General features: G+C 70.6%; 25 protein-coding genes. 12 read left to right on the top strand and 13 right to left on the bottom strand.

The window, feature by feature from the left end:
* Window positions 1–18: 18 nt before the first annotated feature.
* Window positions 19–1,101: a sensor histidine kinase gene (locus tag L3Q65_RS22895; protein ID WP_237600771.1), complete on the top strand. Its 1,083-nt coding sequence runs from the start codon at window positions 19–21 to the stop codon at window positions 1,099–1,101.
* A complete protein-coding gene (locus L3Q65_RS22890; protein WP_237600770.1) occupies window positions 1,098–1,733 on the top strand; it encodes a response regulator transcription factor in 636 nt (211 codons plus the stop codon). Before L3Q65_RS22895 ends, L3Q65_RS22890 begins: the two co-directional genes overlap by 4 nt.
* Before the next feature lie 64 nt (window positions 1,734–1,797).
* On the opposite strand, the gene L3Q65_RS22885 is transcribed toward L3Q65_RS22890, so the two are convergent.
* The 4 genes from L3Q65_RS22885 to L3Q65_RS22870 form a co-directional block, all read right to left on the bottom strand.
* On the bottom strand, window positions 1,798–2,406 hold the full coding sequence (locus L3Q65_RS22885) for a hypothetical protein (RefSeq protein ID WP_182894041.1): 609 nt from the start codon (window positions 2,404–2,406) through the stop codon (window positions 1,798–1,800).
* Between the two features lie 18 nt (window positions 2,407–2,424).
* Window positions 2,425–3,000, bottom strand: coding sequence for a dihydrofolate reductase family protein (locus L3Q65_RS22880; RefSeq protein WP_237600769.1), 576 nt, complete (start codon window positions 2,998–3,000; stop codon window positions 2,425–2,427).
* 68 nt (window positions 3,001–3,068) lie between these two features.
* A complete protein-coding gene (locus L3Q65_RS22875; RefSeq protein ID WP_237600768.1) occupies window positions 3,069–3,971 on the bottom strand; it encodes an RNA polymerase subunit sigma-70 in 903 nt (300 codons plus the stop codon).
* 7 nt (window positions 3,972–3,978) lie between these two features.
* Window positions 3,979–4,857 (bottom strand): LysR family transcriptional regulator, encoded by an 879-nt coding sequence (locus tag L3Q65_RS22870; protein WP_237600767.1) that lies wholly within the window; start codon window positions 4,855–4,857, stop codon window positions 3,979–3,981.
* A gap of 112 nt (window positions 4,858–4,969) precedes the next feature.
* On the opposite strand from L3Q65_RS22870, the gene L3Q65_RS22865 reads away from it, so the two are divergent.
* The 6 genes from L3Q65_RS22865 to L3Q65_RS22840 are packed head-to-tail and all read left to right on the top strand — an operon-like array spanning window position 4,970 to window position 11,495.
* Window positions 4,970–6,430, top strand: coding sequence for an aldehyde dehydrogenase family protein (locus L3Q65_RS22865; protein ID WP_237600766.1), 1,461 nt, complete (start codon window positions 4,970–4,972; stop codon window positions 6,428–6,430).
* On the top strand, window positions 6,427–8,079 hold the full coding sequence (locus tag L3Q65_RS22860) for a hypothetical protein (protein ID WP_237600765.1): 1,653 nt from the start codon (window positions 6,427–6,429) through the stop codon (window positions 8,077–8,079). The genes L3Q65_RS22865 and L3Q65_RS22860 overlap by 4 nt, the downstream gene beginning before the upstream one ends.
* Window positions 8,080–9,069, top strand: coding sequence for a membrane dipeptidase (locus L3Q65_RS22855; protein ID WP_182894047.1), 990 nt, complete (start codon window positions 8,080–8,082; stop codon window positions 9,067–9,069).
* Entirely contained in the window at window positions 9,066–9,758 is a 693-nt protein-coding gene (locus tag L3Q65_RS22850; protein ID WP_237600764.1) for a hypothetical protein, read from the top strand. Before L3Q65_RS22855 ends, L3Q65_RS22850 begins: the two co-directional genes overlap by 4 nt.
* Window positions 9,755–10,156, top strand: a complete 402-nt coding sequence (locus L3Q65_RS22845; RefSeq protein ID WP_182894049.1) for a RidA family protein — start codon at window positions 9,755–9,757, stop codon at window positions 10,154–10,156. Before L3Q65_RS22850 ends, L3Q65_RS22845 begins: the two co-directional genes overlap by 4 nt.
* Window positions 10,146–11,495: an MFS transporter gene (locus L3Q65_RS22840; RefSeq protein ID WP_182894050.1), complete on the top strand. Its 1,350-nt coding sequence runs from the start codon at window positions 10,146–10,148 to the stop codon at window positions 11,493–11,495. The genes L3Q65_RS22845 and L3Q65_RS22840 overlap by 11 nt, the downstream gene beginning before the upstream one ends.
* A 54-nt stretch (window positions 11,496–11,549) precedes the next feature.
* Here L3Q65_RS22840 and L3Q65_RS22835 read toward each other — a convergent pair whose 3' ends face one another.
* Window positions 11,550–12,203: a fasciclin domain-containing protein gene (locus tag L3Q65_RS22835; protein WP_182894051.1), complete on the bottom strand. Its 654-nt coding sequence runs from the start codon at window positions 12,201–12,203 to the stop codon at window positions 11,550–11,552.
* A 377-nt stretch (window positions 12,204–12,580) separates the two neighbouring features.
* Between L3Q65_RS22835 and L3Q65_RS22830 the strand changes: the two genes are divergently transcribed.
* Window positions 12,581–13,891: a PQQ-binding-like beta-propeller repeat protein gene (locus L3Q65_RS22830; protein WP_182894052.1), complete on the top strand. Its 1,311-nt coding sequence runs from the start codon at window positions 12,581–12,583 to the stop codon at window positions 13,889–13,891.
* On the opposite strand, the gene L3Q65_RS22825 is transcribed toward L3Q65_RS22830, so the two are convergent.
* Window positions 13,881–14,375 (bottom strand): DinB family protein, encoded by a 495-nt coding sequence (locus tag L3Q65_RS22825; protein WP_182894332.1) that lies wholly within the window; start codon window positions 14,373–14,375, stop codon window positions 13,881–13,883. The genes L3Q65_RS22830 and L3Q65_RS22825 overlap by 11 nt on opposite strands.
* Window positions 14,376–14,424: 49 nt before the next feature.
* Here L3Q65_RS22825 and L3Q65_RS22820 point away from each other — a divergent pair, with 49 nt between their 5' ends.
* On the top strand, window positions 14,425–15,603 hold the full coding sequence (locus tag L3Q65_RS22820) for a DUF6236 family protein (RefSeq protein WP_182894053.1): 1,179 nt from the start codon (window positions 14,425–14,427) through the stop codon (window positions 15,601–15,603).
* Between the two features lie 26 nt (window positions 15,604–15,629).
* On the opposite strand, the gene L3Q65_RS22815 is transcribed toward L3Q65_RS22820, so the two are convergent.
* Window positions 15,630–18,419: an AfsR/SARP family transcriptional regulator gene (locus tag L3Q65_RS22815; protein WP_237600763.1), complete on the bottom strand. Its 2,790-nt coding sequence runs from the start codon at window positions 18,417–18,419 to the stop codon at window positions 15,630–15,632.
* Between the two features lie 238 nt (window positions 18,420–18,657).
* A complete protein-coding gene (locus tag L3Q65_RS22810) occupies window positions 18,658–18,885 on the bottom strand; it encodes a hypothetical protein (protein WP_237600762.1) in 228 nt (75 codons plus the stop codon).
* A 422-nt stretch (window positions 18,886–19,307) separates the two neighbouring features.
* Here L3Q65_RS22810 and L3Q65_RS22805 point away from each other — a divergent pair, with 422 nt between their 5' ends.
* On the top strand, window positions 19,308–19,706 hold the full coding sequence (locus L3Q65_RS22805) for a hypothetical protein (protein ID WP_237600761.1): 399 nt from the start codon (window positions 19,308–19,310) through the stop codon (window positions 19,704–19,706).
* Window positions 19,707–19,708: 2 nt separating this feature from the next.
* Here the strand turns inward: L3Q65_RS22805 and L3Q65_RS22800 are convergent, their stop codons facing one another.
* The 5 genes from L3Q65_RS22800 to L3Q65_RS22780 all read right to left on the bottom strand — a co-directional run bounded on the left by L3Q65_RS22800 (window position 19,709) and on the right by L3Q65_RS22780 (window position 23,318).
* Entirely contained in the window at window positions 19,709–20,119 is a 411-nt protein-coding gene (locus L3Q65_RS22800) for a hypothetical protein (protein ID WP_182894057.1), read from the bottom strand.
* A 59-nt stretch (window positions 20,120–20,178) separates the two neighbouring features.
* Window positions 20,179–21,006 (bottom strand): MarR family transcriptional regulator, encoded by an 828-nt coding sequence (locus tag L3Q65_RS22795; RefSeq protein ID WP_182894058.1) that lies wholly within the window; start codon window positions 21,004–21,006, stop codon window positions 20,179–20,181.
* A gap of 7 nt (window positions 21,007–21,013) precedes the next feature.
* Window positions 21,014–21,439 carry a HutD family protein gene (locus L3Q65_RS22790; RefSeq protein WP_182894059.1) on the bottom strand — a complete coding sequence of 142 codons (426 nt, stop codon included), beginning with the start codon at window positions 21,437–21,439 and terminating at the stop codon, window positions 21,014–21,016.
* Window positions 21,440–21,448: 9 nt separating this feature from the next.
* Window positions 21,449–22,669, bottom strand: a complete 1,221-nt coding sequence (locus L3Q65_RS22785) for an MFS transporter (protein WP_182894060.1) — start codon at window positions 22,667–22,669, stop codon at window positions 21,449–21,451.
* A 67-nt stretch (window positions 22,670–22,736) separates the two neighbouring features.
* A complete protein-coding gene (locus L3Q65_RS22780) occupies window positions 22,737–23,318 on the bottom strand; it encodes a TetR/AcrR family transcriptional regulator (protein ID WP_237600930.1) in 582 nt (193 codons plus the stop codon).
* 102 nt (window positions 23,319–23,420) lie between these two features.
* On the opposite strand from L3Q65_RS22780, the gene L3Q65_RS22775 reads away from it, so the two are divergent.
* Entirely contained in the window at window positions 23,421–24,374 is a 954-nt protein-coding gene (locus L3Q65_RS22775; protein ID WP_182894062.1) for a hypothetical protein, read from the top strand.

The raw sequence follows: 24,374 nt of genomic DNA, 5'->3' as shown, positions 1-24,374 counted from the left end.
CCAAGGGGAGGGAATGCGATGACTCGGCTGCCGCTGGTCCTGATGCGGCTGCTGACGCCGGCGGCCTTCGTCGCGATTCTCGTCACCGCGCAGCCCGCGGCGGAGTGGGAGCGGGTGCCGCTGGCCGCTTCCGCCGCGAGCGGCCTGGCGTTCGGGGCGCTGGACCTCCGCTGGCCGCGGGCGGCGGGCGTGCTGCTCTCGCTGGCCGCGCTGTTCGGCGCGGTCGTGGCGGTCGCGGACCCGAGCCTCACCGGACCGTCGCTGGTCTGCCTGTCCTTGCTCGTGTTGTCCTCGCTGGCGGCGATCACCCCGGCGGAGATCATCACCGTGGCTGCGGTCGTGGGGGTCGCGGCAACCGCCGGCGGATACCTCGCCGGGCAGCCGGGCGGGCTCGTGGCGGGGAACGCGCTCGCGGTGTCGGTCGTGGTGCTGCTCGGGCTCAACCGGCGGCAGTACCGGGTGCAGGCGCGCCACGCCCGCGACCTGCTGGACCAGACGAGGCTCACCCAGGAAGCCGTCGCCAGGGGCGCGACGCTGGAGGAACGCGCGCGGCTGGCCAGGGAGGTCCACGACATCCAGGCGCATTCGCTTTCGGCGCTGTCGCTGCACTTGCAGGCGGCGGCACGGTTGGTGGCCGAGTTGCCGTCGCCGGACGAGAAACTCGCCGCGTGCGTGCGGAAGGCCGGGCAGTTGGCGCAGGAGGGCCTGATCGAGACGCGGCGGGCGGTGCACGCGTTGCGCGGCGATCCGATGGCGTTGCCGGAGTTGTTCGGCTCGCTGCCGGACAACGCGTCGATCCAGGTGACCGGCGAGCCGCGCGAACTCCCCGCGGACGTCACCCTGCTGCTGTACCGCACTGTCCAAGAAGGACTGTCCAATGCGCGCAAACACGCGGCGGGCGCGCCGGTGTCGGTCGAACTGTCCTATCTGGACGACGCGGTGACGATGACGGTCGTCAACCGGACGGGTTCCGGCAGCGGTTTGCCCGGCGCCGGGTACGGCTTGACCGGTCTGCGCGAGCGCGCGGAACTGGTCGGCGGCGAGGTGACCGCGGGCCCGGACGGCGCGGGCTGGCGATTGTCGGCGAGGATCCCGGCATGACGATCGTGCGCGTGCTCGTGGCCGAGGACCAGCCCGCGGTGCGGGAGGGTCTGGTGCTGCTGGTCGGGTTGCTGCCCGGCATCGAGGTCGTCGGGCAGGCGGGCGACGGAGCCGCGGCGATCGAGGAGACCCTGCGGCTGCAGCCCGATGTGGTGCTGATGGACCTGGATCTGCCGCGCTGCGACGGGGCGGCGGCGACCCGGCGGATCGTCGCGGACCTGCCGGGCACGCGGGTCGTCGTGCTGACGACCTATGCGGACAGCGCGTCGATCGTGCGCGCCCTGGACGCGGGCGCGGTCGGCTACGTGACCAAGGCGGCGAACGGCGACGAGATCGGCCGCGCGATCCACGCGGCGGCGGCTGGGCAGACCGTGATGGACCTGTCGGTGCAGCGGACTTTGCTGGCCGCGGCCCGGCGTCCGGCCGCGCCGCCGCAGGACGGGCTGACGGCGCGGGAGGTGGACGTGCTGAAGCTGGTCGCGGCGGGCCGGGGGAACCGGGAGATCGCGCGGGAACTGCAGGTCAGCGAGGCGACGGTGAAGACGCATGTGAACCGGATCTTCGCGAAGACCGGCTGCGGGACCCGGGCGCAGGCGGTGCACTACGCACACCAACACGGCTACGCCGACTGACCGATGGGCCGGTTCGCCGGTCCGTGAGGGAAGCAGAGTCGATGAGGGTTCCCCGCACGGACGGTCAGCGGGCGAACCAGCCCGCGCGGAAGACCGGAGCGATGCCTGCCACGGCGCGGCGGCACCAGTCCGCGACTGCCTCGCCCGCCTCTGCCGGGCCGAGCGAAGACGTGTCGATCACCGTTGTCGCCCACTCCGGGCCCGGGGTGCGCCCGACCCAGCGGTCCCAGCGCATTTCCGGCCAGGCGTCCGTCGTGACGGCTTCCGGAAGATGACCCGGGTCGTGCGCGTGCGCACGCAGCCACGCCGCGAATGCTTGATTCGCGGGGCTCGGCTCGCCGCGGCGGGCGAGCCGAGCCAGGTGGGCCTCGTCGCTGAGGTCGAGCAGGCAACCGGCGATGTCGATCCGGTCCGCGCTCGGCGCCGCCAGTGCTTCGCCGACCGGTATCGGATCGCCGGCCAGCAGCAGGTGCCTGTCCTCGGCTTCGAGCGCGATCGCGCGTCGCACCGCGACTTCCACTCGCTCCTGCCGCCACGCGACGGTCGGCGCGGCCGGGATCGGGCCGAGCGTGCTCAGTTCGGCGGTCTCGTACGTTTCGCCGAGCAGATGCCGCGCGTGCAAGCGAGCGGTGGTTTTGCCGACGCAGGACGCGCCCGAGACAACCAGCAACATGGCCCCCGACGCTACGGCCTAGCGCCCGGAACCATCCACCGAATTTTCGCGCACGTACCGCGAAAGCGTCGCCGCGCCAACGCGTTCAGCCGACGTGCATTCCAGATGCGCGAGCCGGGTGCCGTCCGGGAACAGGCGGGTGCCGCGGCCGAGGACGGTGGGGAAGGTCAGCAGCCGGTATTCGTCGACCAGGTCCGCTGCCATCAGCGTGTGCACGACGCTCAGGCTGCCGGTGACGACGACGTCGCGCTCTTCCCGTTTCACCGCGTCGACCAGGTCGCCCTCCAGAACCGACGAGTTCTGCCACGCGCTGGTGTCGGCGAGGGTGCTGGTGGCGACCAGCTTGGGCACGGCGTTCATCCGCCGCGAGAACGGGTCGTCGCGGTGCGGCCACAGACCGGAGAACAGCTCCCAGGTCTTGCGGCCGAGCAGCAGGACCCCGTCGTCCAGCGTGGCGCCCAGGCGGAATTTGTCGCCCGCCACGGACTCCGGGCCGTGCCGGAACGCCCAGCCGCCGTCCGGGGCGGCCGACGAGCCGTCCGGATCGGACGAGATGCCGTCGAGGGTGGTGAAGGCGATGACGATGACGCTCATGGCGGAGTTCCCTTCAATCGGTGTCGCCAGTACTTACCGGCGGCGCCGAGCGAACTCATCGGCGAAAGTCAAAAAATCTTCGGCGGCAGGTCGAACGCCTTGAAAACGCGCGGATCGGCGAACACGACGTTGTGCGAAATCCGCCCGCCGGCCACGGTGAAGACTTGCAGGGTGTGCAACTGCCGGTCGGGGGTGTAGGCGGCGAGCGCGGGCTGCCCGTTGGCGGCGAGGCCGCGGACGCTCCAGCCGGCTCCGCGCATCTCGAAGACCCGATGCACGAACCGGCCGTAGTCCTCGCTGCCGCGGAACCAGAGCGGCACCGGCGGCATTTCCAGGATCGCGTCGTCGGTGAGCAGCCGGACGAGCGCCTCGACGTCGGCGGCCTCGAAGGCTCGTGCGTACCGGTCGATCACGGCCTGGGTTTCCGCGTCGTCCGGTTCGGCGATCTCGTCCATCCCGCCCGCGCCGGCGAGTGCGGCGCGGGCTCGTTGCAGCGCGCTGTTGACCGCCGGAACGGTCGTCTCCAGCTGGGTGGCGACCTCGGCCGCGCTGAACTCGAGCACCGACCGGAGCACGACGACCGCCCGTTGCCGTGCGGGGAGGACCTGGGTCGCGGCGACCCACGCCAGCCGCAGTCCGGCGCGGGTGTCGGCGTCGCAGCGGGCGTCCGGGAAGGGTTGCAGCCACGGGATGTCCGTCGCCGGTCGCAGCGGCGCGCCGGGATCGTCGCTGGCGGCGCCGAGACCGGACGGCAACGGACGCCGGGCCCGGCCCTCCAAAGCGGTCAGGCAGACGTTCGTCGCGATCCGGTACAGCCAGGTCCGGACCGAAGCGCGGGCCGGGTCGTACCGGTCGCGGGCTTTCCACGCGCGCAGCAGCGTTTCCTGCACCAGATCCTCGGCCTCGTGGAACGAGCCGGCCATCCGGTAGCAGTAAGCGGTCAGTTCGCCGCGGTGCGGTTCGAAGTCCACCGCGCCATCATCCGGCACGCGCGACGCTGAGGAAACGGTCGACCACCGGGTTGTTCTCGTGGTCGGTGCGCGAGATCGCCGAGACGGCCGAGACCGCGCCCGCATCGGCGAGGGCGAGATAGCGAAGTCCGGGCAACTGCAAGGCGCGCAAGGCGTTCGGCACGATGGCGATGCCGGTGTCGGCGGCGACAAGGCCGAGCATGGTCGGGAACTGGACCGCCTCCTGGACCACGCGCATCCGGAATCCGGACCGCAGGCACAGCGTCTCGATGTGGTCGTGCAACCGCGAGACGCGCGTCCGCGGGAAGGCGAGGAACGGCTCGTCGGCCAGCTCCGCCATCTCGACGGTTTCCTTGTCCGCCAACGGATGCGTCTCGGACACGGCCACGATCAGCCGTTCGCGGCCCAGCGGGTGCACGGTGAGTCCGGGCGCTTCGCCGACCTCGCGGGCGATGCCGACGTCGAGCTGACCGTCGCCGAGCGCGGCGATCTGCGCGTCGGTGGTCGATTCGGTCAGTTCGAATCGGACATTCGGCCACTGCCGCCGCATTTCCAGCACGGTGGCGGGCACGATTTCGAGCGCGGCCGAGCTGACGAACCCGATCCGCAGCAGCCCGAGTTCGCCGCGTGCGGCGTGCGCGACAGCGGTGAGGGCGTGCTGGCTGCCCGCGAGCACGCGTCGACCCTCAGCCAGCAGCACGCGACCCGGTTCGGTCAGCTCGACGCTTCGGGTCGTCCGCAGGAGCAGCCGCACGGACAGTTCCTTCTCCAGCTTCGCGATCTGCTGGCTGAGCGCGGGCTGAGCGAGGTGCAGCCGTTCGGCGGCGCGGCGGAAGCTGCGTTCCTCGGCGACCGCGACGAAGTAGCGAAGCTGGCGGAGTTCCACGCCGCTGATAATGGTTCCTTATCAGTGCGTAGGCAATAGATACTTCACTCTGTGTTCCGCGCGACTTAGCGTCATGGACGACAAGCACCGTCGCGAACGTCGAGGAGCACCCGTGGATCACGCATTGTCGTTGCAGCACTTCGTAGCGGGACGGTGGGTTCCCGGCGACGGACCGGTCGCGCGGAGTACCGACCCGGCGGATCCCGCGCAGATCGTGGCCGAGTACCGGACGGCCGGGCCGGAACTGCTGGACGAGGCGGTGCGCGCGGCGGTGGCGGCGCAGCCGGAATGGGATCGCCAGGGCGTCATCGCGCGCGGTCTCGTGCTGCGGCGGGCCGCGGAACTGCTGGCCCAGCGCGCCGAATCGGTGGCCGCGTTGATGACCCGGGAACAGGGCAAGACGCTGGCGGAGTCGCGCGGCGAGGTGGCCGCCTCGGTCGAGACGCTGCACTATCACGCGGGCCGGGCGCGCAGCGCCGACGGCGTGCTCTACCCGTCCGGCAACCCGGACGAGGTGGTGCGGACCGTGCGCCGTCCGCTGGGTGTCGTCGGCGTGATCACGCCGTGGAACTTCCCGGTGCAGATCCCGGCGTGGAAGCTCGCGCCCGCGCTGCTGTGGGGCAACTCCGTGGTGTGGAAGCCGGCGAGCGACACGGTCGCGCTGGCGGTGGCGTTCGCCGAGATCCTGATCGAGGCCGGGGTTCCGGACGGCGTGCTCAACCTGCTGCTCGCGCCCGGATCGCTGGGCGCCGAGCTGGTGGAACGGCCGGAGCTGTCCGGTGTCACGTTCACCGGATCGGTGCCGGTCGGCCGCGCGATCCAGGCCGCTGTCGTGCCGCGCGGCGCGAAGGTGCAGCTCGAACTCGGCGGGCACAGCGCGGCGATCGTCCTGCCCGACGCCGACCCGGCCCAGGCCGCCGCGGCGCTGGTCACCGCGTCGATGAGCGGGACCGGGCAGAAGTGCACGGCCGCGCGCCGGATCATCACGGTCGGGGACGCCTGCGACCGGCTGGTCGCCGAGCTGTCCGCGCGGGTCAAGGGCCTCGTCGTCGGGGCCGGGACGACGCCGGGAGTCGAGATCGGACCGTTGGTGTCCGCTCAGGCGGCGGAGGAGGTCGAGGGCGCGATCCAGCAGGCGGTCGACGAGGGAGCGACTGTGTTGGCCCGCGCGGACTGCCCGGAGGGCGGTGCGTTCGTCGCGCCGACGCTGCTGGCCGGGACGCCCGAGCTGACGATCAGCCAGGAGGAGGTGTTCGGCCCGGTCGCCACCGTGCTGCGCGCCGCCGACCTGGACGAGGCGATCCGGCTCGCGAACGGCACCCGGTTCGGGCTCACCGCGGCGGTGTTCACCGACGACGAGCGCGCGGTGCGGCAGTGCCTGCGCGACCTCGACGCGGGCATCGTGAAGGTCAACGCGCCGAACACCGGGTCCGAGGTGCACGCGCCGTTCGGCGGTCTGAAGGACTCGTCGTTCCCCGCGCCGCGCGAGCAGAACGGCGAATCCGCCGCGGAGTTCTTCACCTGGACCAAAACCGCGTACCTGCGGACGTCCGCGCCCCGGGAACAATCGTGACCCGGCCCGCGGACACCGCGCTCGCCCCGGCGGAGCTGGGCGCTTCCCGCTACACCCGGCACAGCTTCGCGCGGTCGTTCCTCCGCCAGGCGGCGCGGGAACGCTGGGCAGTGTCTCGCACCCGGTGGGAGTTCGACGACAGCGGCCACGGCGAGGCCGTCTACCGGATCGACGCGGATGGCACGCTGCTGCACTTCGCGGTGTTTTCCACCGTACTGCAGGAAAACGAGCGCACCGACCGCGTGATCGCGAAACGCTGGGATGTCACCGCTGCCTTGGTGGAAGGCCCAGTTCCGGACACTCGGATGGCAGAGCTGCGTCGTGAAGTACCACGGCAGGAGGCTGGCCGCGCAGACGCTGCGACGCTGGTGTGGACTCGGGCGAACCGCAGCGAGCGGTTCTTCGACTACGTGGTGGCGCAACTGGCTGCCGGTGAACAGCCAGATTGCGCCACGATGGGCGACGCCTGCTACATCCTGCGCAGCACAGCCTTCTACAGCAACGGAAAGTTCGGTCTCGCCGACTTCGACCGGCTGGCCGGAATCCCGCCGTTGCAGGTGCCCTACCGTGCGCAGATGCTGGCCGCGTGGCTGCTGCGCGAGTTCAGCTACGACCTGGTCGAGCATTGCGCCGCTCGCCGAAACCCGTCCGCGGCACAGCTTTCCGGCGATTGGCGGCGGTACCTCGGCCTCGGCAACGCGACCGGGCTCGGCATGGTCCCGTTCGTGGTGAACCATCCGCACATCCTCGACGCCTGGTGCTCGGCTCGGGAACTCCCGCTGGCCCATGCCCTCGACGCCGAGGCGGACGCCGGTTCGGTCCGGCGGGCGAGCGAACTGCTCGATCGCGCGCGCCGGTACTTCCGCGAACGGGACACCCTGGCGACCGCGCCGTACCTGACCGGTCCCGAACTGGCCGGACGACTCGACGGAATCGCTTCGCTGCTCAGCGAATTCCCGGCGGGCGGTTTCCGGTGGCGGGACCTCGACGGCCGAGCCGCGGAGTTCGGCGCCGAGGCCCGAGCCGTGCTGCACACCGTCCTGGTCGAACTGGACGACTCGCTCGACGCGGAGATCGAACGCCTGCTGACGTGCGACCAGCGCCGGCGAGTCGACCTCGCCCAGACCTGCGGTCAGCTGCGCGACCTGCTTGCCCGCCGCTACGACTGGACCCGCGAGTTCGACTTCACCGACCCCGGTGAACAGGCGAGGTTCTGGTTCTCCGCGGAGGACAACGAGGAACCCCGGCGCGGCAACCGCGGTCAGGACCCGGGCGAATCGATGGAGCACCCGATCGGCATCGCCCGCGCCGTGCACGCCCTCCGGCACGATCTGGCGGCCGCCGGCGCGGGCCGTTCGGTGGCCGAGTTCCTGCTCGAATTCCCGTGGCACCGCGGCATCGTCGCGCGCGTGCAGTCCGTCGCCGGGCTCCGCTACGGCGAGGTCCGCGCGAACCTGCTCGCCGACGATTTCCTTCCGCTGCACCTGCAGCGATTCCAGCTCGCCCTCTACGGCATGGAGAACTACAGCCCGCAGTCGACCGACTGGTTGCGCGTCACGCTGTTCTCCGGCGCGCCCCGGGCGCACGACGTCCAGTCCGGAGCGGACGACGACTGGCTGTTCACCCGCAAGCCCGGAAAGGAGTCCTGAGTGGACCCCCTGGAGCACGGCGACCTCACTGTCGTCGACGGACTGCAGATCAACAACTGGGACCGCAAAGTCCTGGAGGAACTGAAAGCGGGCGGCGTCACCGGCGTGAACGCGACGTGCGCGGTCTGGGAAGGCCCGCAGGAAACGCTGCGCGCGGTCGCGGACTGGTACGAACTCGCGCGGGACAACGCCGATCTGGTCGTCCTCGCCGAGAACGCCGACGACATCCGGCAGGCGAAGCGCGACGGCAGGCTCGCCGTGCTGCTCGGCTTCCAGAACACCTCGCCGTTCGGCGACGACTACCGGATGGTCGAGGTCTTCCGCCGGCTCGGCGTGCGGATCGCACAGCTGACCTACAACATCCAGAACCTCGTCGGCGGGGCCTGCTACGACGAGCACGATTCCGGGCTCACCGCGTACGGCCGGTTCATCGTCGCGGAGATGAACCGCGTCGGAATGCTGGTCGATCTGTCGCACGTCGGCAACCGCACGAGCCGCGACGCGATCGACGCCTCGGCCGGGCCGGTCGCGATCACGCACGCGAACCCGCTGTCCTTCGCGGATTCGCCGCGCAACAAGCCGGACGACGTCGTCGACGCCCTCGCCGCGCGCGGCGGAGTGCTCGGCTGTTGCTTGTACCCCAACGTGATCGGCGGCGAGAAGACGACCCGGCGGCAGTTCTGCGAGATGGTCGCGGGACTGGTCGAGCGGATCGGACCGGACCACGTCGCGCTCGGCAGCGACTGCACGCGGAACTGGTCGCAGGACTACGTCGCCTGGCTGCGCAACGGCCGGTGGCGGCCCGCGTCCGCGGTCCCGGTGGAACCGCAGTGGCCGGTGTGGCCCACCTGGTTCGGCGGACCGGCCGATTTCCCGGTTCTCACCGAAGGATTGCTGGAAGCGGGCCTGGACGAAACCGTCGTGGCGCAGGTGCTGGGCGGCAACTGGCTCCGGCTGTTCGACACGGTGTTCCCCGGGGCCGGGCAATGACCGCGGCGAGGGCCGAGCGCGTCTCGGCGGCCGAAACGGTGCGGACCCGGGTGTCCGTGCGGGAAATCCACGAGGTCTCCCTGCGTGCCTTGCGGGCCTCGGGACTGAGCAGCGGCGAGGCGGAATACCTGGCCGAAGTCATCGCGACCGCCGAAGTCCACGAGGGCGCCGGGCTCGACGCCTTGGCCGCCGAGACGACCCGGATCCCGGCCGGACGGGTCGGCCTCCGGCTGGAACATTGCGACGGCTACGCCGTGGCGCACGACCCGGCTTCGCGCGGTCCGCTGCAGGCATTCGTGCCTGCGTGCGAAACGGCCGCCGTGGTGGGCACGTTGGTCGTGCCGGGAATGGCCGGCAGTCCGGTGCTGGATTGGGCTGCGGTGGACATCGCGGAACGGTCTGGCCGGATACTGTCCCTTTCCGACGGTGGCGAAAGGACGGTCGGCACGCCTGGCGGGGACCTGCTGAGGCTGCCCGCCATCGCTGAACCGCGCCCGCCGGTCGCGGGATTGGTGATCCGTCCGCTGTCCGAGGTTCCGGACGGTCAGGTGATTTCCACTGCGGCGGAACGGAAACAGCGGCATCGCGAAGCGGTCACCCATGGCGTGTCCGTAGAAACTCCACTGTGGACTCTCGCGTATTCGATCGCGCGCGGGTTCCTGATTCCGGACCACCGGGAGGGCCGATGAACTCGCGCGAACTGGTGGCGCATCCGCACGGACCTCGTCCCTACGCCGGGGCCGCCGTGTTCGGCGGAGTGATCTGGGCGTGCGGGCAGGTCCCGGCACGGCGGGACGGCAGCGTCCCGGAAGCGATCGACGAGCAGGTGCGGGTGGCTCTCGACAACCTCGAGGACACCTTGCGGGCCGCGGGAGGGAGCCTGCGCACGCTGCTCAAACTGACGGTGTTCCTCGCCGACCTCGGCGAGTTCGACGCCTACCACCAGGCTTACCTCGACCGTTTCGCCGGCATCGACCTGCCGCCGCGGACGACGGTCCAGGTCGCCGGGTTCCGGGGGACGAAACGCATCGAGATCGACGCCGTGGCGGCGGTCGGCAGCGAGGAGACCAACCGACATGAAGACTGACCGCGCATCGGACACAGCCGGCTCTGTTGTTCGCGCAACCCTGGATTCGGCCCGCCTCAACGGGTTTCATCGCAAGCTCGCGTTGTATTCGTCCGGCGGCCCGTTCCTGGACGGCTACATCCTCAGCATCATCGGCATCGCGCTGGTGCAGATCGGCCCGCAGTGGCAGATGGACTCGCTGTGGTCCGGCCTGATCGGCGCGTCCGCGCTCGTCGGCGTGTTCATCGGGGGAGCGGTGTTCGGCCCGCTCACCGACCGCATCGGCCGGAAACTGATGTACACGATCGACCTGATCGCGATCATCGTGTGCTCGGTGCTGCAGTTCTTCGTCGCCGACGCCGCGCAATTGTTCGTGCTGCGGCTGCTGATCGGCGTCGCGGTGGGCGCGGACTATCCCATCGCGACCGCGCTGGTCACCGAATTCGCGCCGAAGGCGTGGCGGGCGCGGCTGGTCGGCGGGCTGAACGCGATGTGGTTCGTCGGCGCGACGGTCGCCGCGTTCGTCGGGTTCTTCCTGCTGAACGTGGACCAGGGCTGGAAATGGATGCTGCTGTCGTCGGCGGTGCCCGCGCTGCTGATCGTGATCGCCCGCACCAGCATCCCGGAATCGCCGCGCTGGCTGCACAGCAAGGGCCGCGACGCCGAAGCGCTGGAGGTGCTGCGCGCGACGATCGGCGAGCACGCGACGCTGGACGATCTCCCGGAAGCCGAAACGAAGACCCCGATGTCCGCGTTGTGGCGCGGCGGGTATCTCAAGCGGGTCGTGTTCATTTCGATTTTCTGGACGTGCACGGTCGTCCCGCTGTTCGCGATCTACGCCTTCGGGCCGCAGATCCTCGAACTGTTCAACCTCGGCGGCGGCAACCTGTCGCACCTCGGGTACGGCCTGATCAATTTCTTCTTCTTCGTCGGAAACATCGCCGCGCTGCTGCTGGTGGACCGGCTCGGCCGTCGTCCCGTCCTGATCTGGGGCTTCGCGATCTCCGCGGCCGGACTGTTCTACCTCGGCCTGCAACCGGGCGCCGCGCTGTGGCTGATCGCGCTCGCGTTCGCGGTGTACGCGGTGTTCAACGGCGGACCGTCCATTCTGGAATGGATCTACCCGAACGAGCTGTTCCCGACCGAGGTCCGCGCGTCCGCGGTGGGGCTGTGCACCGGGATCAGCCGGATCGGCGCGGCGGTCGGCACGTTCGCGACGCCGTGGTCGCTCGCCAATCTCGGGCTGTCGGCCACGATGTACATCGCCGCCGGGATCGCCGCGCTGGGCGCGATCGTGAGCGCGTTCATGGCCCCGGAGACCAAGAACGTCGATCTGCACGTCGCTTCGTCGCTCAGCTGAGAAGAGAGCGGAAACCGGGCCCGGCGCTGGGGAGGCGCGCCGGGCCCGGTGGCTTCAGTTCTTGTTGGCGCCGGGGGTGAGCACCTTGTCGATGACGAAAACGGTCGCGTTCTTGGTCGGGATGTTCCCGCACAGGATCTTCGCGCCGTTGACGGTCATGTTCTCGCCGGAACCCTCGATCTTCAGCGGACCGCCCGCGGTGTTCAGCGAGGTGACGGCGCCGGCCTGTTCGAGGCCCTTGGCGTCGTAGCGCTTGCCGACGACGTGGTACTGCAGGATCGGGGCGAGCTGGTTCGGGTTGGCCGCGAGCTCCTTGAACTTCGCGTCGCCGAGCGCGTCGAACGCCGGATCGGCCGGGGCGAAGACGGTGATGGCCTGCTGGCTGTTGAGCGTGTCGACCAGGTTGGTGGCCTTGACCGCCGCGACCAGCTTCGTGAGCAGCGGGTTCGTCGAGGCGGCGGACGCGACCGGCTGCGGGCCCATCGAGTCGAGCGAACCCGGCGCGCTGCCCTGCGGGAGCTGGGAACAGGCAGGGCCGAAGACCTGGTCGTTGGTGGTGACGCCGGAGCCGCTGCTGCTGGACATCGGCGCCGAGGACGGCATCGCCGGCGAGGAACTGCCCGAAGCGTTGTCGTCGGTGCTGCTGCCGCACGCGGTGAGGGCGAGGGCGGCAGCTGCGCCGATACCGGCGAGGCGAAGGGTCTTCACGGCAATTCTCCGTTCACAGTGGACTGATCGACAGGGATTCGGCGCCGGGCGGGAGCCGGATTGGCCAGGCCGCGGCAAAGGTCGGGGAATGCCAGTCGGGCACGGTTCCGGTGCGGGCGTCGGCCGCCATCTGCCGAGCTCGTCGCACAGCGCTGCCGGAAGGATCCGCGGACGGAAGGTCATGGCAGGCATGCGCAGCCGGACCGAACGCGGACGGGTGGGCGTGTTTCACCCGTCCGGGTAGCCGCGCGGACGCGTGACACCTTTTTCGCCGCATTTGCGCAATCTCGCGCACAGACGGCCGTTCTGTCGGCTAAGTTCCCGGACGACTCCGAATGGAGCAGTGATTCGGGAGAATGGGGACACCGATGCGGCGAATGTTGATCACTGCGGCCTGTCTGGGGGTGCTGGCGGCCACGGCCGCGTGCGGCGGCGGGGCCGCCCCGACCCTGCCCACCGACCAGGCCGGACCGGCCGGGCAGGCGCCCGCCTCCTCCGCCGAACCGGAAGCGGTCACCGCGGACCCGCCGATGGCGTTCGACACGAGCAAAGGCGTCGCGCTGCCCAGCACGGCGCTGCAGGCCAACATGGGCGGCTCGGTGACGTCGAAGTTCATGACGCTGCGCGACCGCACCGGCTACATCATCGCCCCCGAATCGCTGAGCGCGGTCGACGTCCTCACCGGCCGCGAGAAGTTCACCACCAAGATCGAGGGCCCGGCCGCCGACCCGAACGCGCACAAGGGCCCGTTCGTCGAGCAGAGCGGGCCGCGCCCGCCGCTCGTCACCGGCAAACTCGCCGTCGGGGCCGTCCCGCTGCGGATGCCCGAGCAGGGCACCACGCCCGGCTACCTCGCGCTCGCCGTCATCGCGGTGAATCCCGAAACCGGGGCCAAGGCCTGGCAGACGAACACCAAGATCGCCGACGACCAGTACGGGATCAGCGGCGACCGTTCGGTCACGCACGTCGTCGCGGTCACCGACAAGGCTGTGGTCGCGAGCTTCGCGCAGTCGGAGGGCAACCTCACCGTCGCACTGGACCCGGCGACCGGGAAACAGCTGTGGGAGCGCAAGGACTACGACGCGGGCAGCCTGAACGGCGACGTCGTGGTCGGCGTCGACTCCAACGTGGCCGAGAATTCGTCCATGGTCCAGGCGACCGCGCTCGACCTCGCCACCGGCCAGCAGAAGTGGGTCGGCGCCGCGAAGTCCAGCGCGGTCGAGATCCTGCCCGCCGATCCCGCGATGGTGGTCCTGAAGGCCAACGAGTACAGCAGCGGCCACGCCTTCCTGAAGTTCCTCGACCCGGCGACCGGCGCGGAGAAGTTCTCCGTGGAAGGCACCCGGAACCTGGGCCCCGACTCGTACGGCGACTGCCTGTACGACGAGCAGTCGGTGCTCGCCTGCACCGACTCCGGCGTGCTGACCGCGTACGACGCGAAGGCCGGGACCAAACTGTGGAGCCTGCCGGACCAGGCCGCGAACCGCGTCGCGCCGGGCGGCCTGACCGTCGCCTGGCACGGCGCGCTGTACGGCTACACCAACGGAAGGCAGCCGATCGTGCTCGACGCCAAGACCGGCAAGGACCTGTCCACCGAGGTGGGTTTCGTGCCGGACTGGGTCAGCAAGTACGCCGCGGCAGGCGTCGACAAGGACGGCTCGCCCAAGGCGTATCCGGTCAAGAAGTAGCCGGCGCGCCGTCCTCCGCGAGGATCTGCTCGCGGAGGATGTCCGCGTGCCCGCAATGCTGCGCGAGTTCCCGCAGAACGTGCAGGTAGACGAAGCGCAGCGGCAACGGGCCGCGCCGGTTGCCGGGCAGGACGTCGGTCAGTTCGAGCGGCGCGGTCGCCTGACGCGCGGCTTCGCACGCCTCGCGGTGCTCCTGCTGGATCGACGCGATGGTGTCGTCCTCGGCGAGGTCGAACGATTCGTCGGGCGTCTCCGGGATCCCGATCTCGGCCCGGGAACGACCGGTGACGGCTTCGTCGAACCAGACCTTCTCCACGAAGGTCACGTGTTTGACCAGCCCGAGCAACGTGGTCTTCGACGGCACGAGCGACCGGCGGGCCTGCTCCTCGGTGAGCCCGTCGAGGCAGTGCTGAAGCGCGTCGCGGTGCTCGTTGACGAAGTACTCGAACTGAGCCTTGGCGGGGTTGTCGATCGCTGATTCCATGGGCACGGGTCCAGCTTGCCGGAACGCCGGAGCCAGGTGAAGGAGCAGCATGCCGTCGCTCGCCCTGTACTACCCGTGGACGCACGTCCAGAACGACAACTGGCTCAAGCTCGCGCTGCTGACCTGGGATCGTCTGGCCCGGATGCGCCCGCCCGGGGCGGAAGACCGGGACGGGGACCTCGTCCGCCGTCTTCGCGCCGAGACCGACTTCCTCGTGGAGACCGCGCCGAGCGCCGCTGTCCTGGACGTCGTCGCCGAGTCGTTCGGCGAGATCTTCGACGTGGATCCCGGCCGCCTGCTGGACCGGTTCGGGCTGGACGAGCCGCGAACGTTCCACGGAGACCTGAGAGGGCCGGGCTGGCGCGGGTACGCGCCGCCGATCACCCAGCACGTGGTGACGGGGCCGCCACCGGTCGAGGTGCTGACTGCGGTCCCGGTCGACGGCCCCGGCGCGAAGATGACCAGCACCCTGCGGGACGGGCTTCTCGGCATCGGCCTCGCGGTGCCGATGGACGGGCCATGGGTCGGCCTCGACCCGAAACTGGCCTCGATCTACCTCGCCGTGCTGGCCGACGCGATGAGCAGGCGCGAAGCGCTGTCACCGGTCACCGACGACCCGCGCATGCACCACGCGACCGGTGCGCTCGACCGGCTGGTGTCGCTGGTGTTCGACGAGCACGTTCCGCTTCCGGCGGTGGAAAACGTCTCCGGCGCCTACCTGCAGATCGCGCTCGAGACGGTGCTCGAACCGTCCCATGTGGACCGGGTGCCGGTGGAAAAGCTCATCAGGTTCCGGGAAACGCACCGGGCCGGACTCGCCGCGTTCCAGGCGCACGTCGCGAGCCTCGGCCCGGAACTGCAAGCCGTCGCCGCAGTGGAGAATCTGGAAGTGGCGGCAGCGCATCTGCGCGCGCTGTACGAAACCCGGACGCGGCCGCAGCTGGACGAACTCCGCAAAGCGTTGCGCGGAATGGGCATCGAGGCTTCCGCGGGAACGCTGGTGCAGAAGATCGACCTCAACGTTGCTGCGGGCACAGTGCTCGGCAGTGTCGCCGCCGCGGGCGGGCAGTTGGCGGTAGCGGGGGCGGCGGTCGCCGTGACGCTCGTGCCCTATCTGGCGGGGAAGGCGAAGGCTCGTCGGCAGCAGGTGACGAAGTCGCCGGTCGCGTATTTGCTTGCCGCGGACCGGAAACTCACCGGACGCGCATTGCTGCGGCGCGACCGCTAGAACAACCGCCTGCTGGACTGCGCGGTTCACCGCGACGCGGACGTCCTCCCGGAATCGAGCCGGGCCAGTGCCGTTTCCACCGCGTTGACCTCCGCGAACCGGCCTTGGGCGCGGAACAGGTCGAGCGCCAGCTGCCACGCCGCGCGGGCCTTGCCGGAGTCGCCCGTTTCGCGGTGGGTGTGGCCGAGATGTTCGAGGGTGTCGGCTTCGAGGTAGGTGTTGCCGGATTCCCGGTACAGCGCGAGCGCTTCGCGGTAATGCTCGATGGCGTCGGCGTGGCGGCCGGTGTGGTGGGCGATGTGCGCGAGGCTGTCGAGGACGTCGGCCACCGCCGGATGGTTCGCTGCCCGGTAAAGCCGGAGCGCGCGCTCGCAATGCGGCCGGGCCTGCTCGTGCCGGCCGAGGAGGGTGAGATACCAGCCGACGCCGTTCTGGGCCTGTGCTTCCCACACCGGGTTTCCGAGCGGGCGGAACAGCGCCAGCGAGCGCTGGGCGTGCTCGAGCGCGGCGCGCTGGTCGCCGTGCAGTTCCCAGGTTTGGGCGAGGTCGTGTTCGATGATCGCCCGGACGCGCCGGTCCTCGCCCCGGCCGGCCAGGTCCAGGGCTTCGGCGAGGTGGGCGAGGGCGTCGTCGTGCCGGGCTCCGCGGGCGCAGGCCAGTCCGTAGCGGCGGTGGGCGAGGACGCGGGTTTCCGGAGTTCCGAGCGCGTCGGCTGCCTGCACGGCGAGGGGCCAGACCGCGAGGTCGTCGTGCAGGAATCCGCGCCGGTAGTGGTACGCGGTCAAGGCCAAGGCGATCTGCCACGCGGGTTGGTGCCACGCTTGCGCGGAGGCGACGCGCTGGGCGTCGAGAAGGCAGTCGTGGTCCGCGTCGAACCAGTCGAGGGCTTCGCCGGTGCTCGCCGGCGGATGCGGATAGGGATGGTCGTGTCCGGTGTCGATGCCCTGCGGGAGAACTCCGTGCGGATGCAGGACACGGTTTCCGGCCAGCGCGGTGCCGGTGTAGTAGCCGATGACGCGGACCAGCGCGGCGGTGCGCGCCTCGGCGGGAAGGCTGGTGTGGGTCCTCGCGAAAAGGCGGACCAGGTCGTGCATCCGGTAGCGGCCGGGCGAGTCCTGCTCCACGAGGGAAACTCGTTCGAGGGCAAGAAGAATCGCCGCGACCGCGTTGGGGGACAACCCGGTGAGGTTGGCGGCCGCGCGGACGCTGATGTCGGGTCCGGGTGCGAGGCCGAGCAATTCGAATACCTCGGCGTGCTGCGCCGGGAGCGCGCGCAGGGACCACGACAGGACCGCGGCGACACTGGCGTCGCCGTCGTCGAGCGCGCTCACGTCGGTGAGTTCGGCGGCCAGCGCGGCCAACGGGAAGCCGGGGTGTTCGGCGGCGCGGGCGGCCAGGATTCCCAGCGCCAGGGGAGAGCCGGCGCAACGGGTGACGAGTTGTTCGGCAGCGTCGGGGTCGGCATCGAGATAATCCGGGCCGAGCCGGGCGAGCAGGACGCTTCGGGCGTGTGACGCGGGCAGCGGCCGGACCGCGAGCGGTGTGGCGCCGTGCGTTGTCGTCAGGCTGTTCATGCGGTTGCGGCTGGTCACGACGACGGCGCAACTCGGCTCGCCCGGCAGCAGCGGCGTGATCTGGCTGGTGTCGCGGGCATTGTCTAGGACGACGAGGACGCGTTTCCCGGCGAGAAGCGTGCGGTAGAGCGCGGTCTGCGCGTCGGGGTCGGCGGGGATGGCAGTGCCGGTGACGCCGAGTGCGTGCAGAAAACCGCGTAGCGCGACATCAGGCGCGGTCGGGTCTCCGTCCGGGCTGAAGCCGCGCAGGTCGGCGTAGAGGCGGCCGTCCGGGAACGCGGTCGATTGCCGATGGGCCCAGTGCAGCGCGAGTGCGGTTTTGCCCATTCCGCCCCCGCCGTGCAGGACGGTGACGGGGACGGTGGGGTGTTGTCCGGCGAGGGTGTCGAGGTGGCGCAGTTCGTCTTCGCGGCCGGCGAACCGAGGCGGCGGGGACGGAAGCTGCTGGGGGACGGGCGCGGCCCACGCCCGCAACGGCGCGGGCGTAGGGGTTTGGGCGGCAAGGATCTCCTCGTGCACCGCGCGCAGGTGCGGGGACGGGTCAGCACCGAGTTCGTCGAGAAGCATCGTGCGGGTTCGCTGATAGCGGGCGAGGGCTTCGTCCGTGCGGCCGCTGTGGTGCAGGGCGCGCATGAGGGCGGCAGCGATGCGTTCGTCCAGCGGGTATTCGTCCGCGCGCCGGGCCAGGAGACTGAGGACGGCACCGTGCTGTCCTCGGCGCAACTGCCGGTCGGCGTAGTCGAGTTCGGCGGCGGTGCGCTGGCGGGTGAGGGAATGCCGGACGTTGTCGGCCCACGCCGAATCGAGCCCGAGCAAGGCGTCGCCCTGCCACCGGTCGAGGGCCCGCTCGTACAACCGCGCGGCTTCGGCGTCGTCGGCGGTCGCGCGGGCCTGGCTGACCAGGTCGGCGAACTGGTGCAGATCGAGCGCGTCCGGCCTGGGCAGCGGGATGACGTATCCGCCGGACCGCCGTTCGATGCCGCCGCCGTGCGGCTGCAGGACCCGGCGGAGGCGCGCGACGTAGGTCTGCAGCGCGTTCGCGACGCGGGACGGCGGATGCTCGCCCCACACCCTGCTCACGAGCTGATCGGCCGGAACGACCCGGCCGGCGTCGAGCAGCAGAGCGGCCAGCACGAGCCGCTGCCGCGCGTGCCCGACCGCCAGCACCTCGCCGCCCGCGGTCGCGCCGACCTCGCCCAGCACCCGGAACTCCAGCGCCATCGCGTAGCCTCCCCGGTCCACCGGACGAGGCTAAAGCATTGCCGAGCGGGCATGAATCGGAAATAGTGGCTCAGGCGATCGAGGACAGCCCGGACGGGGACTCTCCCCGGACGATCCGGTCCGCGACCTCGCTGAGCTTCATCCGTTGCGTGCGGGGCGTGCGTGCGCAGCCGTTAGAACACCTCTCCCGCCTCGATGCTCAGGTGCGCGGCGAGAATCCCCTTGGCCTGTTCGAGCACGACCCGGAAGTTCAGCGCGGTCACACGCTGGTCGCCAGCAGGTGCGACGCGGCCGGGACGAGCAGCGGCTGCTGGCTCAGTTCCGGATCGGCGCAGCCGCCCTCGCGCAGGTACGCGATGGCACGCCGCGCGGCCGCCGGGGAAACCGGCCGGTCGCCGATCAGCCGCACCGGATCGGGCCTGCGGCCCACCCGGGCCGGCACCTCGCCGTCGGGGAAGCGCTGCCGGACGATCGCGCCGGAATGCACGGTGCCGAGGGTCCCCGGCGTCGTGGCTCATGGCGCAATCGAACTCGAGATCGTGCACACTGAGCGTTCCCGCGTCATTGCGGGAGACGTGCGCCCGGGCAGCGGAGCGCTGCCTGCCGGGCAGGCGATTCCGGGCCGGAGGAAACGCCGTCCCTCGGCAGCGCGCCGAATGCGAAAACGCCGCACCGGGAGACCGCGTTGTCGCCGTGCTGGACGAATTGGCCCGGAAAACGGCTTCTCTTCCGTATCGCTGTCCTCGTTGCCGCGCTCCGGTCATTGAAAGTCCTCAGTGGACAGTCCGGCACGGGTGCTGTGGACCCCTCCCGGACCGCGCCGGGATACTGGGTCGCGGAAAGCGGCTCGCGGCGAAAGGCGAGGAGGACTTCACGGCCGAGGACTGGGCGACCCTGCAACGCGCGAGGATGGCGTCCGGGATCCTGGTCGGGCTTTCGGTCGGCGGGGTCGATTCGGACGAAATGTTCGCGCTGGTGAAGACCTTGCGGGAAGCGAGCGTCGCGCACCCGCGGCGGTTCATCCGCGAGGTCGCCGCCTCGTCGGCCTTCGACACGGGACTGCGGCCGGGCGTCAAATACTCCGAATACCTGCCGTACGCGGAAAAGACCATCCGCTCGGCCGCGTCGATCGTCGCGAGCGCCGCGCCGGCGGAGCTGCCGGACTTCCGCGAGTTCCTGGTGGAGATCGCCACCGTCGTCGCCGAGGTGAACCAGGAGGGCGGATTCCTCGGGGTGGGCGCGCAACGCCGGACGCCCAAGGAGGTCGCTGCGACGGACGCCGTCCGCCTCGCCGCGCGGCACGACTGAGGTCACTTGATCGCGGTGACTGCTCCGACGACGGCCCCGTAGAGCACGAAGACGTTGACCAGCGCGATAAACGACGGCTGGAGCCAGCGGACGAACGGCGCGGCCTGATTGGGCAACGGGGTGCCGTCGGCGTCGAGCGCTTTCTCGCCGGGCCGGGACGCGAGCAGCGAGACGAGGCCGAACAGGGCACAGAGGGTGAACGGGAACCATTGGCCGTGCAAGGGATTCCACAGACGCTGCGCGCCGCCCCACGCCGCGGAAACCGCACCGGTCATGGCGGCGAAGTTGGTCAGCGATTGGACGGTGACGAAATCGCTGACGTTCTTCGTGCCCGCCGGTGCGGCGTCGCCGAGGTTGCCGCTGGTGGGTTCAGCGGCAGCGGTGGTGGTGGCGAAGGCTTTGGCGATGGACATGAGGCACCTCGTCGTGACTCGGGTTACCCGAAGTCGCGGCGAGGGCCGGGCTTGTTACGTCACCGCGATCCGGCGGCCACCAGCTTCGCCGTGATCGGTTCCAGCACGGCGATCAGCTCGTCGAGTTCGGCCGCCGACAGAGCTTCATACGGCGCAGCGGCGAGCTCGTCGGTCATGCTCTCGATGCGCTGCTTCACCGCACGGCCCGCCTCGGTGAACCGGCCCTCGGCGTCGACGAGACCTCGTTCGCGCAGGCCGTTCATGATCGCGGCCAACCGCTTCTTCGGCAGGTGATGCACGCGCCCGAACGACTCCGGCGGGTGGATTCCCATCTCCAGCGCGGAGAGGATATGCGCTTCCGCCCCGCCGATCCGCGCGCCGACCAGCGCGGCGATGTGCCCGTCCCCGCGATGCTCGCGCAGCATGGTCGCGGAATGCCACAGCCGGGCAACGGGATCGCTCGGCACCGGCAGGGTGCGCATCCCGGCGTACATCATCCGGCCCTCGACGGGGGCGCTCGTCGCGGCCTTGGCGGTCAGATCGGCGGCGCGCACCAGTCCCGGCGAGCTGGCCAGTTCGTCGCCGAGGATCCGGCGCACCGAAGCGGCGCTGCCTCGTTCCCGCGCCGCGACGGACGCCTCGGGCGGGATCGTCTCCCACGCGCTCGGGATGTGCCGCGCGGCCTCACCGTCGGCGAAGTTGTAGAACGCTGCGTGGACGACCTCCGCCGGCACCCGGCCCAGCGGCGCGGCCCGGCTGGCGAAGTACCCGTCCCAGTAGGTGCGGTGGCCGAGTGCGGCCAGTTCCTCGTTGCATTCGTCGGCGAAGAAGGTGACGAGGCAGATCGGCTCAAGGAGCTCGAACATGCGCCGGGCGGTGCTGGTCATCGCTGCATCATGCCAGCGTCGTGAGGAAAACGTCGGCGATTTGCCCGCCGAGGTCGATCGTCGCGACCGCTCCGTCCGTGCCGCTCTCCGCGGGGGAGCGAAGGACGACCTCCGCCCGGTACAGCCCGCGCCGGGTCATCACGTTGAGGGCGCGGGTCGGCTGATCCAGGGCGACGCTCACGGTGTCCTCCCCGGCGAACCGGATCTGGTCGCCGCGCCCGAGGTCCGTCGGGGTCCCGTTGACGGTCAGCCGGAGCGGCCCGAGAGCGGTGAAAAGCCGGTCGATTCCCGGGAAAGACGAGAACGGCGCGTCCTCGAGCAGGTCCGCGACGCTGATCCGCCACCGGGACGGATCGGCGTCGGCGGCGAGTTCGCGGGTGGTGCCTGCGCCGTTGCGCCAGGCGACCGGGGCGACTTCGGACGGGATGAGCATCAGAGCATCTCACTCGCTCTCCGCGACAGACGCAAACCCGGCCCGCTGACGCGTGCGCAACGCCCGGCGCACCAGCGCGGGCACCGGAAGCACCGGCACGAGAACGATCCCCGCGAGAATCAGCCAGCCACCGGCTCCCGCACCGGCCAGCAGCCCGGTGACGACCGCCGGGCCGACCGCGCTGACGGCGGATTCGGTCGTCGCGACAACGCCCTGGTATTGCCCTTCCGCGTCCCGCGCCATCAACCGCAGCGACAACCCCCACCGGCACGACACGAAGAAAAGCTCCCCGACGAACATGGCCACGACTCCGGCGGCGAGCACCGCGAAGGCCAGGAGCGTGCTGCGCGGCCACGCACCCGTCGCGTACAGCAAGCACGCGAGAGCCAGGAAAATCCCCGCCCAGCGCGCCGCGCGCACCGCGTTGACCACCCGCTTCGCACCCTCAGTGAAGCGCACCTGCAACAATGCGATCGCAAGCGAACTGACCACGACGGCGAACGCCGAAGTCCACGGAGGGGCGGCCGTCGCCTGGAAAACCCACACCGGAAGCCCGGTCGAGAGCATCGCCCAGCACAACGTCAGGGGCGCGGTGGCGAGCATGACGGCGAGGAACGGCCAGTCGCGCACCGCCCGGGTGGCGACGTGCTGACGCGCCTGCGGGACCGGCGGAACGTGCGGAACCCGAGACGTCAAACCGGCCGCGGCCAAGTACGCGGCCGCAGTCACCAGCAACGCAGCGAAGAACGGCGTCGCAGTGCCGACCGTCAGCACCGCGCCACCCGCGAGGCCGCCGAGCGCGTAGGAGATGTGCTGGACGACTCTCGACTGCGCGAGAACCCGCAGCCGCGATTCCTGCGCTGTCAGTTTGCAGACAAGGGTTACCCGGACTCCGCCGGCGGCGCTCTGCGCACCAGCGGAAACAGCCGACGCGAGGATCAGCGACCACAGGCTGTCCACCCAGACGAACCCCACGACCGCGGTCGCTCGCGCGGCGGACAGCGCGACGAGCAGGATCCGCGGCCCGGCCCGGTCGGCGAGAACACCCATCGGCAGGACGGCGAGCAGCCCGATCCCGCTGCCCAATCCCATGCCGACGCCCATTTCCGCGGCCGGGAAGCCCCTGATCCGGGTGAGGTAGACAGCCCACACGGTGAACCACAAACCGTCGCCGAGGCCGGTGATGCCGTGCGCGGTGAGCAGCCTGGCCGTAATGGCGCGTTGTCGCACGGTCTCCCCAGTCTGTCCCCAGTTCAGTCCGGAGGGGATACCCGGTGCGCCGGGTGTTAAGCGGGGTTCACCGCGGCAAAAGCGTGCGGACCGCGTCGGGGAACCCGGTCACGCCGTCCGGCCCGGACAGCGCCAGGTTGAAGAGAAACCCGGGCAGGAGCGCCACAATCGCCTGCGCGAGAGCCTCGGCAGGTGCGCCGGTCCAGGTCCCGGCCTCCTGGCGGCTGCGCACGAGGCCGGCCACCTCGGCGCTCATCTCGGCCGATGCGGCGGTGAGGCGTTCGGCGAGGTCCGGGTTGCGCTGGGCTTCCGACCAGACCAGCACGGCCATGCTCGCCAGTTCCCGGTCGCGGTGCAGGTCGGTGACGGCCTCCAGCAGTTCCGCCATCACCTCGCCGACGCCGTGCTCGCCGCTGCCGCGAGCGAGGGCTGTGCGCAGCACGCCGGTGACGTCGTCGAGGTTCTGCGCGGCGACCGCGACGATCATGTCGTCCTTCTTCGGGAAGTACCGGTAGACCGCGCCCGCGGACTTGCCCGCCTCGGTGAAGACGTCCTGCATCGACGTGCGGTGGAAGCCGTCGCGGAGGAAACAGCGGCGCGCGGCCGCCAGGATTTCGCCCCGCTGGTCGTCCTTGTACTGCTGGCTCACCCTCGGCAACGTCCGCTCCTCGCCTTGACACCCGTCGGGAGGGAAGCCTAGCGTAAAAGAAAAGCGGATGTCCGTCCTCTTTTAGTGTCAGGAGAACCCGCCATGCCGATGACCCCCGTCCCGGACCTCACGCTGACCCCGGTCGCGGCCTTCCCGGAGAAGTACTTCCCGGAAAACCTCGCCGTCCGCTCCGACGGGTCGGTGCTGGTCACCGTCCTCCTGCAACAGGAGCTGTGGATCGTGCCGGAGCCGCGGCGCCCCGTTCTCGTGCACCGCTTCGACCATCCCGTGACGGGGATCGCCGAGGTCCGGCCGGACGTCTTCGTGCTCAGCCTGACCGAGGGGTACACGACGCACGAATCGCATCTGGCCCGGCTGGACCTCACCGGCTGGACGCCGGGCGAACCGGTCGCCCCGGAGATCATCTTCACCTTCGACGACCGCGTGCGCGCACTCAACGGCAGCTGCCTGCTCGGCCGCGGAGTACTGGCCGTCGCCGACTGCTTCGCCGGGCTGATCTGGCGCGTCGACCTCGACGCCGACGCCCGCGGTGCGCGGGCCCGGATCTGGCTGGCCCACGACACCATGGCCGACGACCCGGACGCCGAGATCGCCCCGCCGCGGCAGCCAGGCGTCAACGGCGTCCGGTACAGCGCGCGGACCGGGTACCTCTACTACACGTCCACCGCGCAGAAAGTCTTCATGCGCGTGCCGGTCGATCCCGAGACGCTCGACCCGGCCGGTGCCGCGGAATTCGTCGCCGCGATCGACAACGCCGACGACTTCGCCCTCGACGACGAGGCCGGGTTCGCTTACGTGACAAGGCATCGCGCCAACACGCTCGACCGAGTGCCGCTCATTCCGCGGCACGGCAGCGAAGTCCGGCACGTCGCGGGCGAGCCGTTCGACGAACGCCTGGTCGGGCCGTCCAGTGCCGCCTGGGTTCCCGGCCAGGAAGGCCGAGCCTTCTACGTGACCACGGACGGCGGCACGACCGCCCCGCCGGACGGGATTCTGCGCAACGCCATGCTGCTGCGGGCGGAACTGCATCCGTAA

It is taken from the genome of Amycolatopsis sp. FU40, assembly GCF_021903635.1.
Lineage (GTDB): Bacteria > Actinomycetota > Actinomycetes > Mycobacteriales > Pseudonocardiaceae > Amycolatopsis > Amycolatopsis dendrobii.
This window is presented reverse-complemented; position numbering and strand designations above follow the sequence as displayed.

What these genes read in the sequence shown, in the direction of transcription:
- L3Q65_RS22895 (WP_237600771.1), top strand. Translation starts at nt 19, where the DNA reads ATGACTCGGCTGCCGCTGGTCCTGATGCGGCTGCTGACGCCGGCGGCC.
- L3Q65_RS22890 (WP_237600770.1), top strand. Translation starts at nt 1,098, where the DNA reads ATGACGATCGTGCGCGTGCTCGTGGCCGAGGACCAGCCCGCGGTGCGG.
- L3Q65_RS22805 (WP_237600761.1), top strand. Translation starts at nt 19,308, where the DNA reads ATGGCGTCCGGGATCCTGGTCGGGCTTTCGGTCGGCGGGGTCGATTCG.
- L3Q65_RS22830 (WP_182894052.1), top strand. Translation starts at nt 12,581, where the DNA reads ATGTTGATCACTGCGGCCTGTCTGGGGGTGCTGGCGGCCACGGCCGCG.
- L3Q65_RS22840 (WP_182894050.1), top strand. Translation starts at nt 10,146, where the DNA reads ATGAAGACTGACCGCGCATCGGACACAGCCGGCTCTGTTGTTCGCGCA.
- L3Q65_RS22790 (WP_182894059.1), bottom strand. Translation starts at nt 21,439, where the DNA reads ATGCTCATCCCGTCCGAAGTCGCCCCGGTCGCCTGGCGCAACGGCGCA.
- L3Q65_RS22795 (WP_182894058.1), bottom strand. Translation starts at nt 21,006, where the DNA reads ATGACCAGCACCGCCCGGCGCATGTTCGAGCTCCTTGAGCCGATCTGC.
- L3Q65_RS22775 (WP_182894062.1), top strand. Translation starts at nt 23,421, where the DNA reads ATGCCGATGACCCCCGTCCCGGACCTCACGCTGACCCCGGTCGCGGCC.
- L3Q65_RS22800 (WP_182894057.1), bottom strand. Translation starts at nt 20,119, where the DNA reads ATGTCCATCGCCAAAGCCTTCGCCACCACCACCGCTGCCGCTGAACCC.
- L3Q65_RS22880 (WP_237600769.1), bottom strand. Translation starts at nt 3,000, where the DNA reads ATGAGCGTCATCGTCATCGCCTTCACCACCCTCGACGGCATCTCGTCC.
- L3Q65_RS22820 (WP_182894053.1), top strand. Translation starts at nt 14,425, where the DNA reads ATGCCGTCGCTCGCCCTGTACTACCCGTGGACGCACGTCCAGAACGAC.
- L3Q65_RS22850 (WP_237600764.1), top strand. Translation starts at nt 9,066, where the DNA reads ATGACCGCGGCGAGGGCCGAGCGCGTCTCGGCGGCCGAAACGGTGCGG.
- L3Q65_RS22825 (WP_182894332.1), bottom strand. Translation starts at nt 14,375, where the DNA reads ATGGAATCAGCGATCGACAACCCCGCCAAGGCTCAGTTCGAGTACTTC.
- L3Q65_RS22845 (WP_182894049.1), top strand. Translation starts at nt 9,755, where the DNA reads ATGAACTCGCGCGAACTGGTGGCGCATCCGCACGGACCTCGTCCCTAC.
- L3Q65_RS22885 (WP_182894041.1), bottom strand. Translation starts at nt 2,406, where the DNA reads ATGTTGCTGGTTGTCTCGGGCGCGTCCTGCGTCGGCAAAACCACCGCT.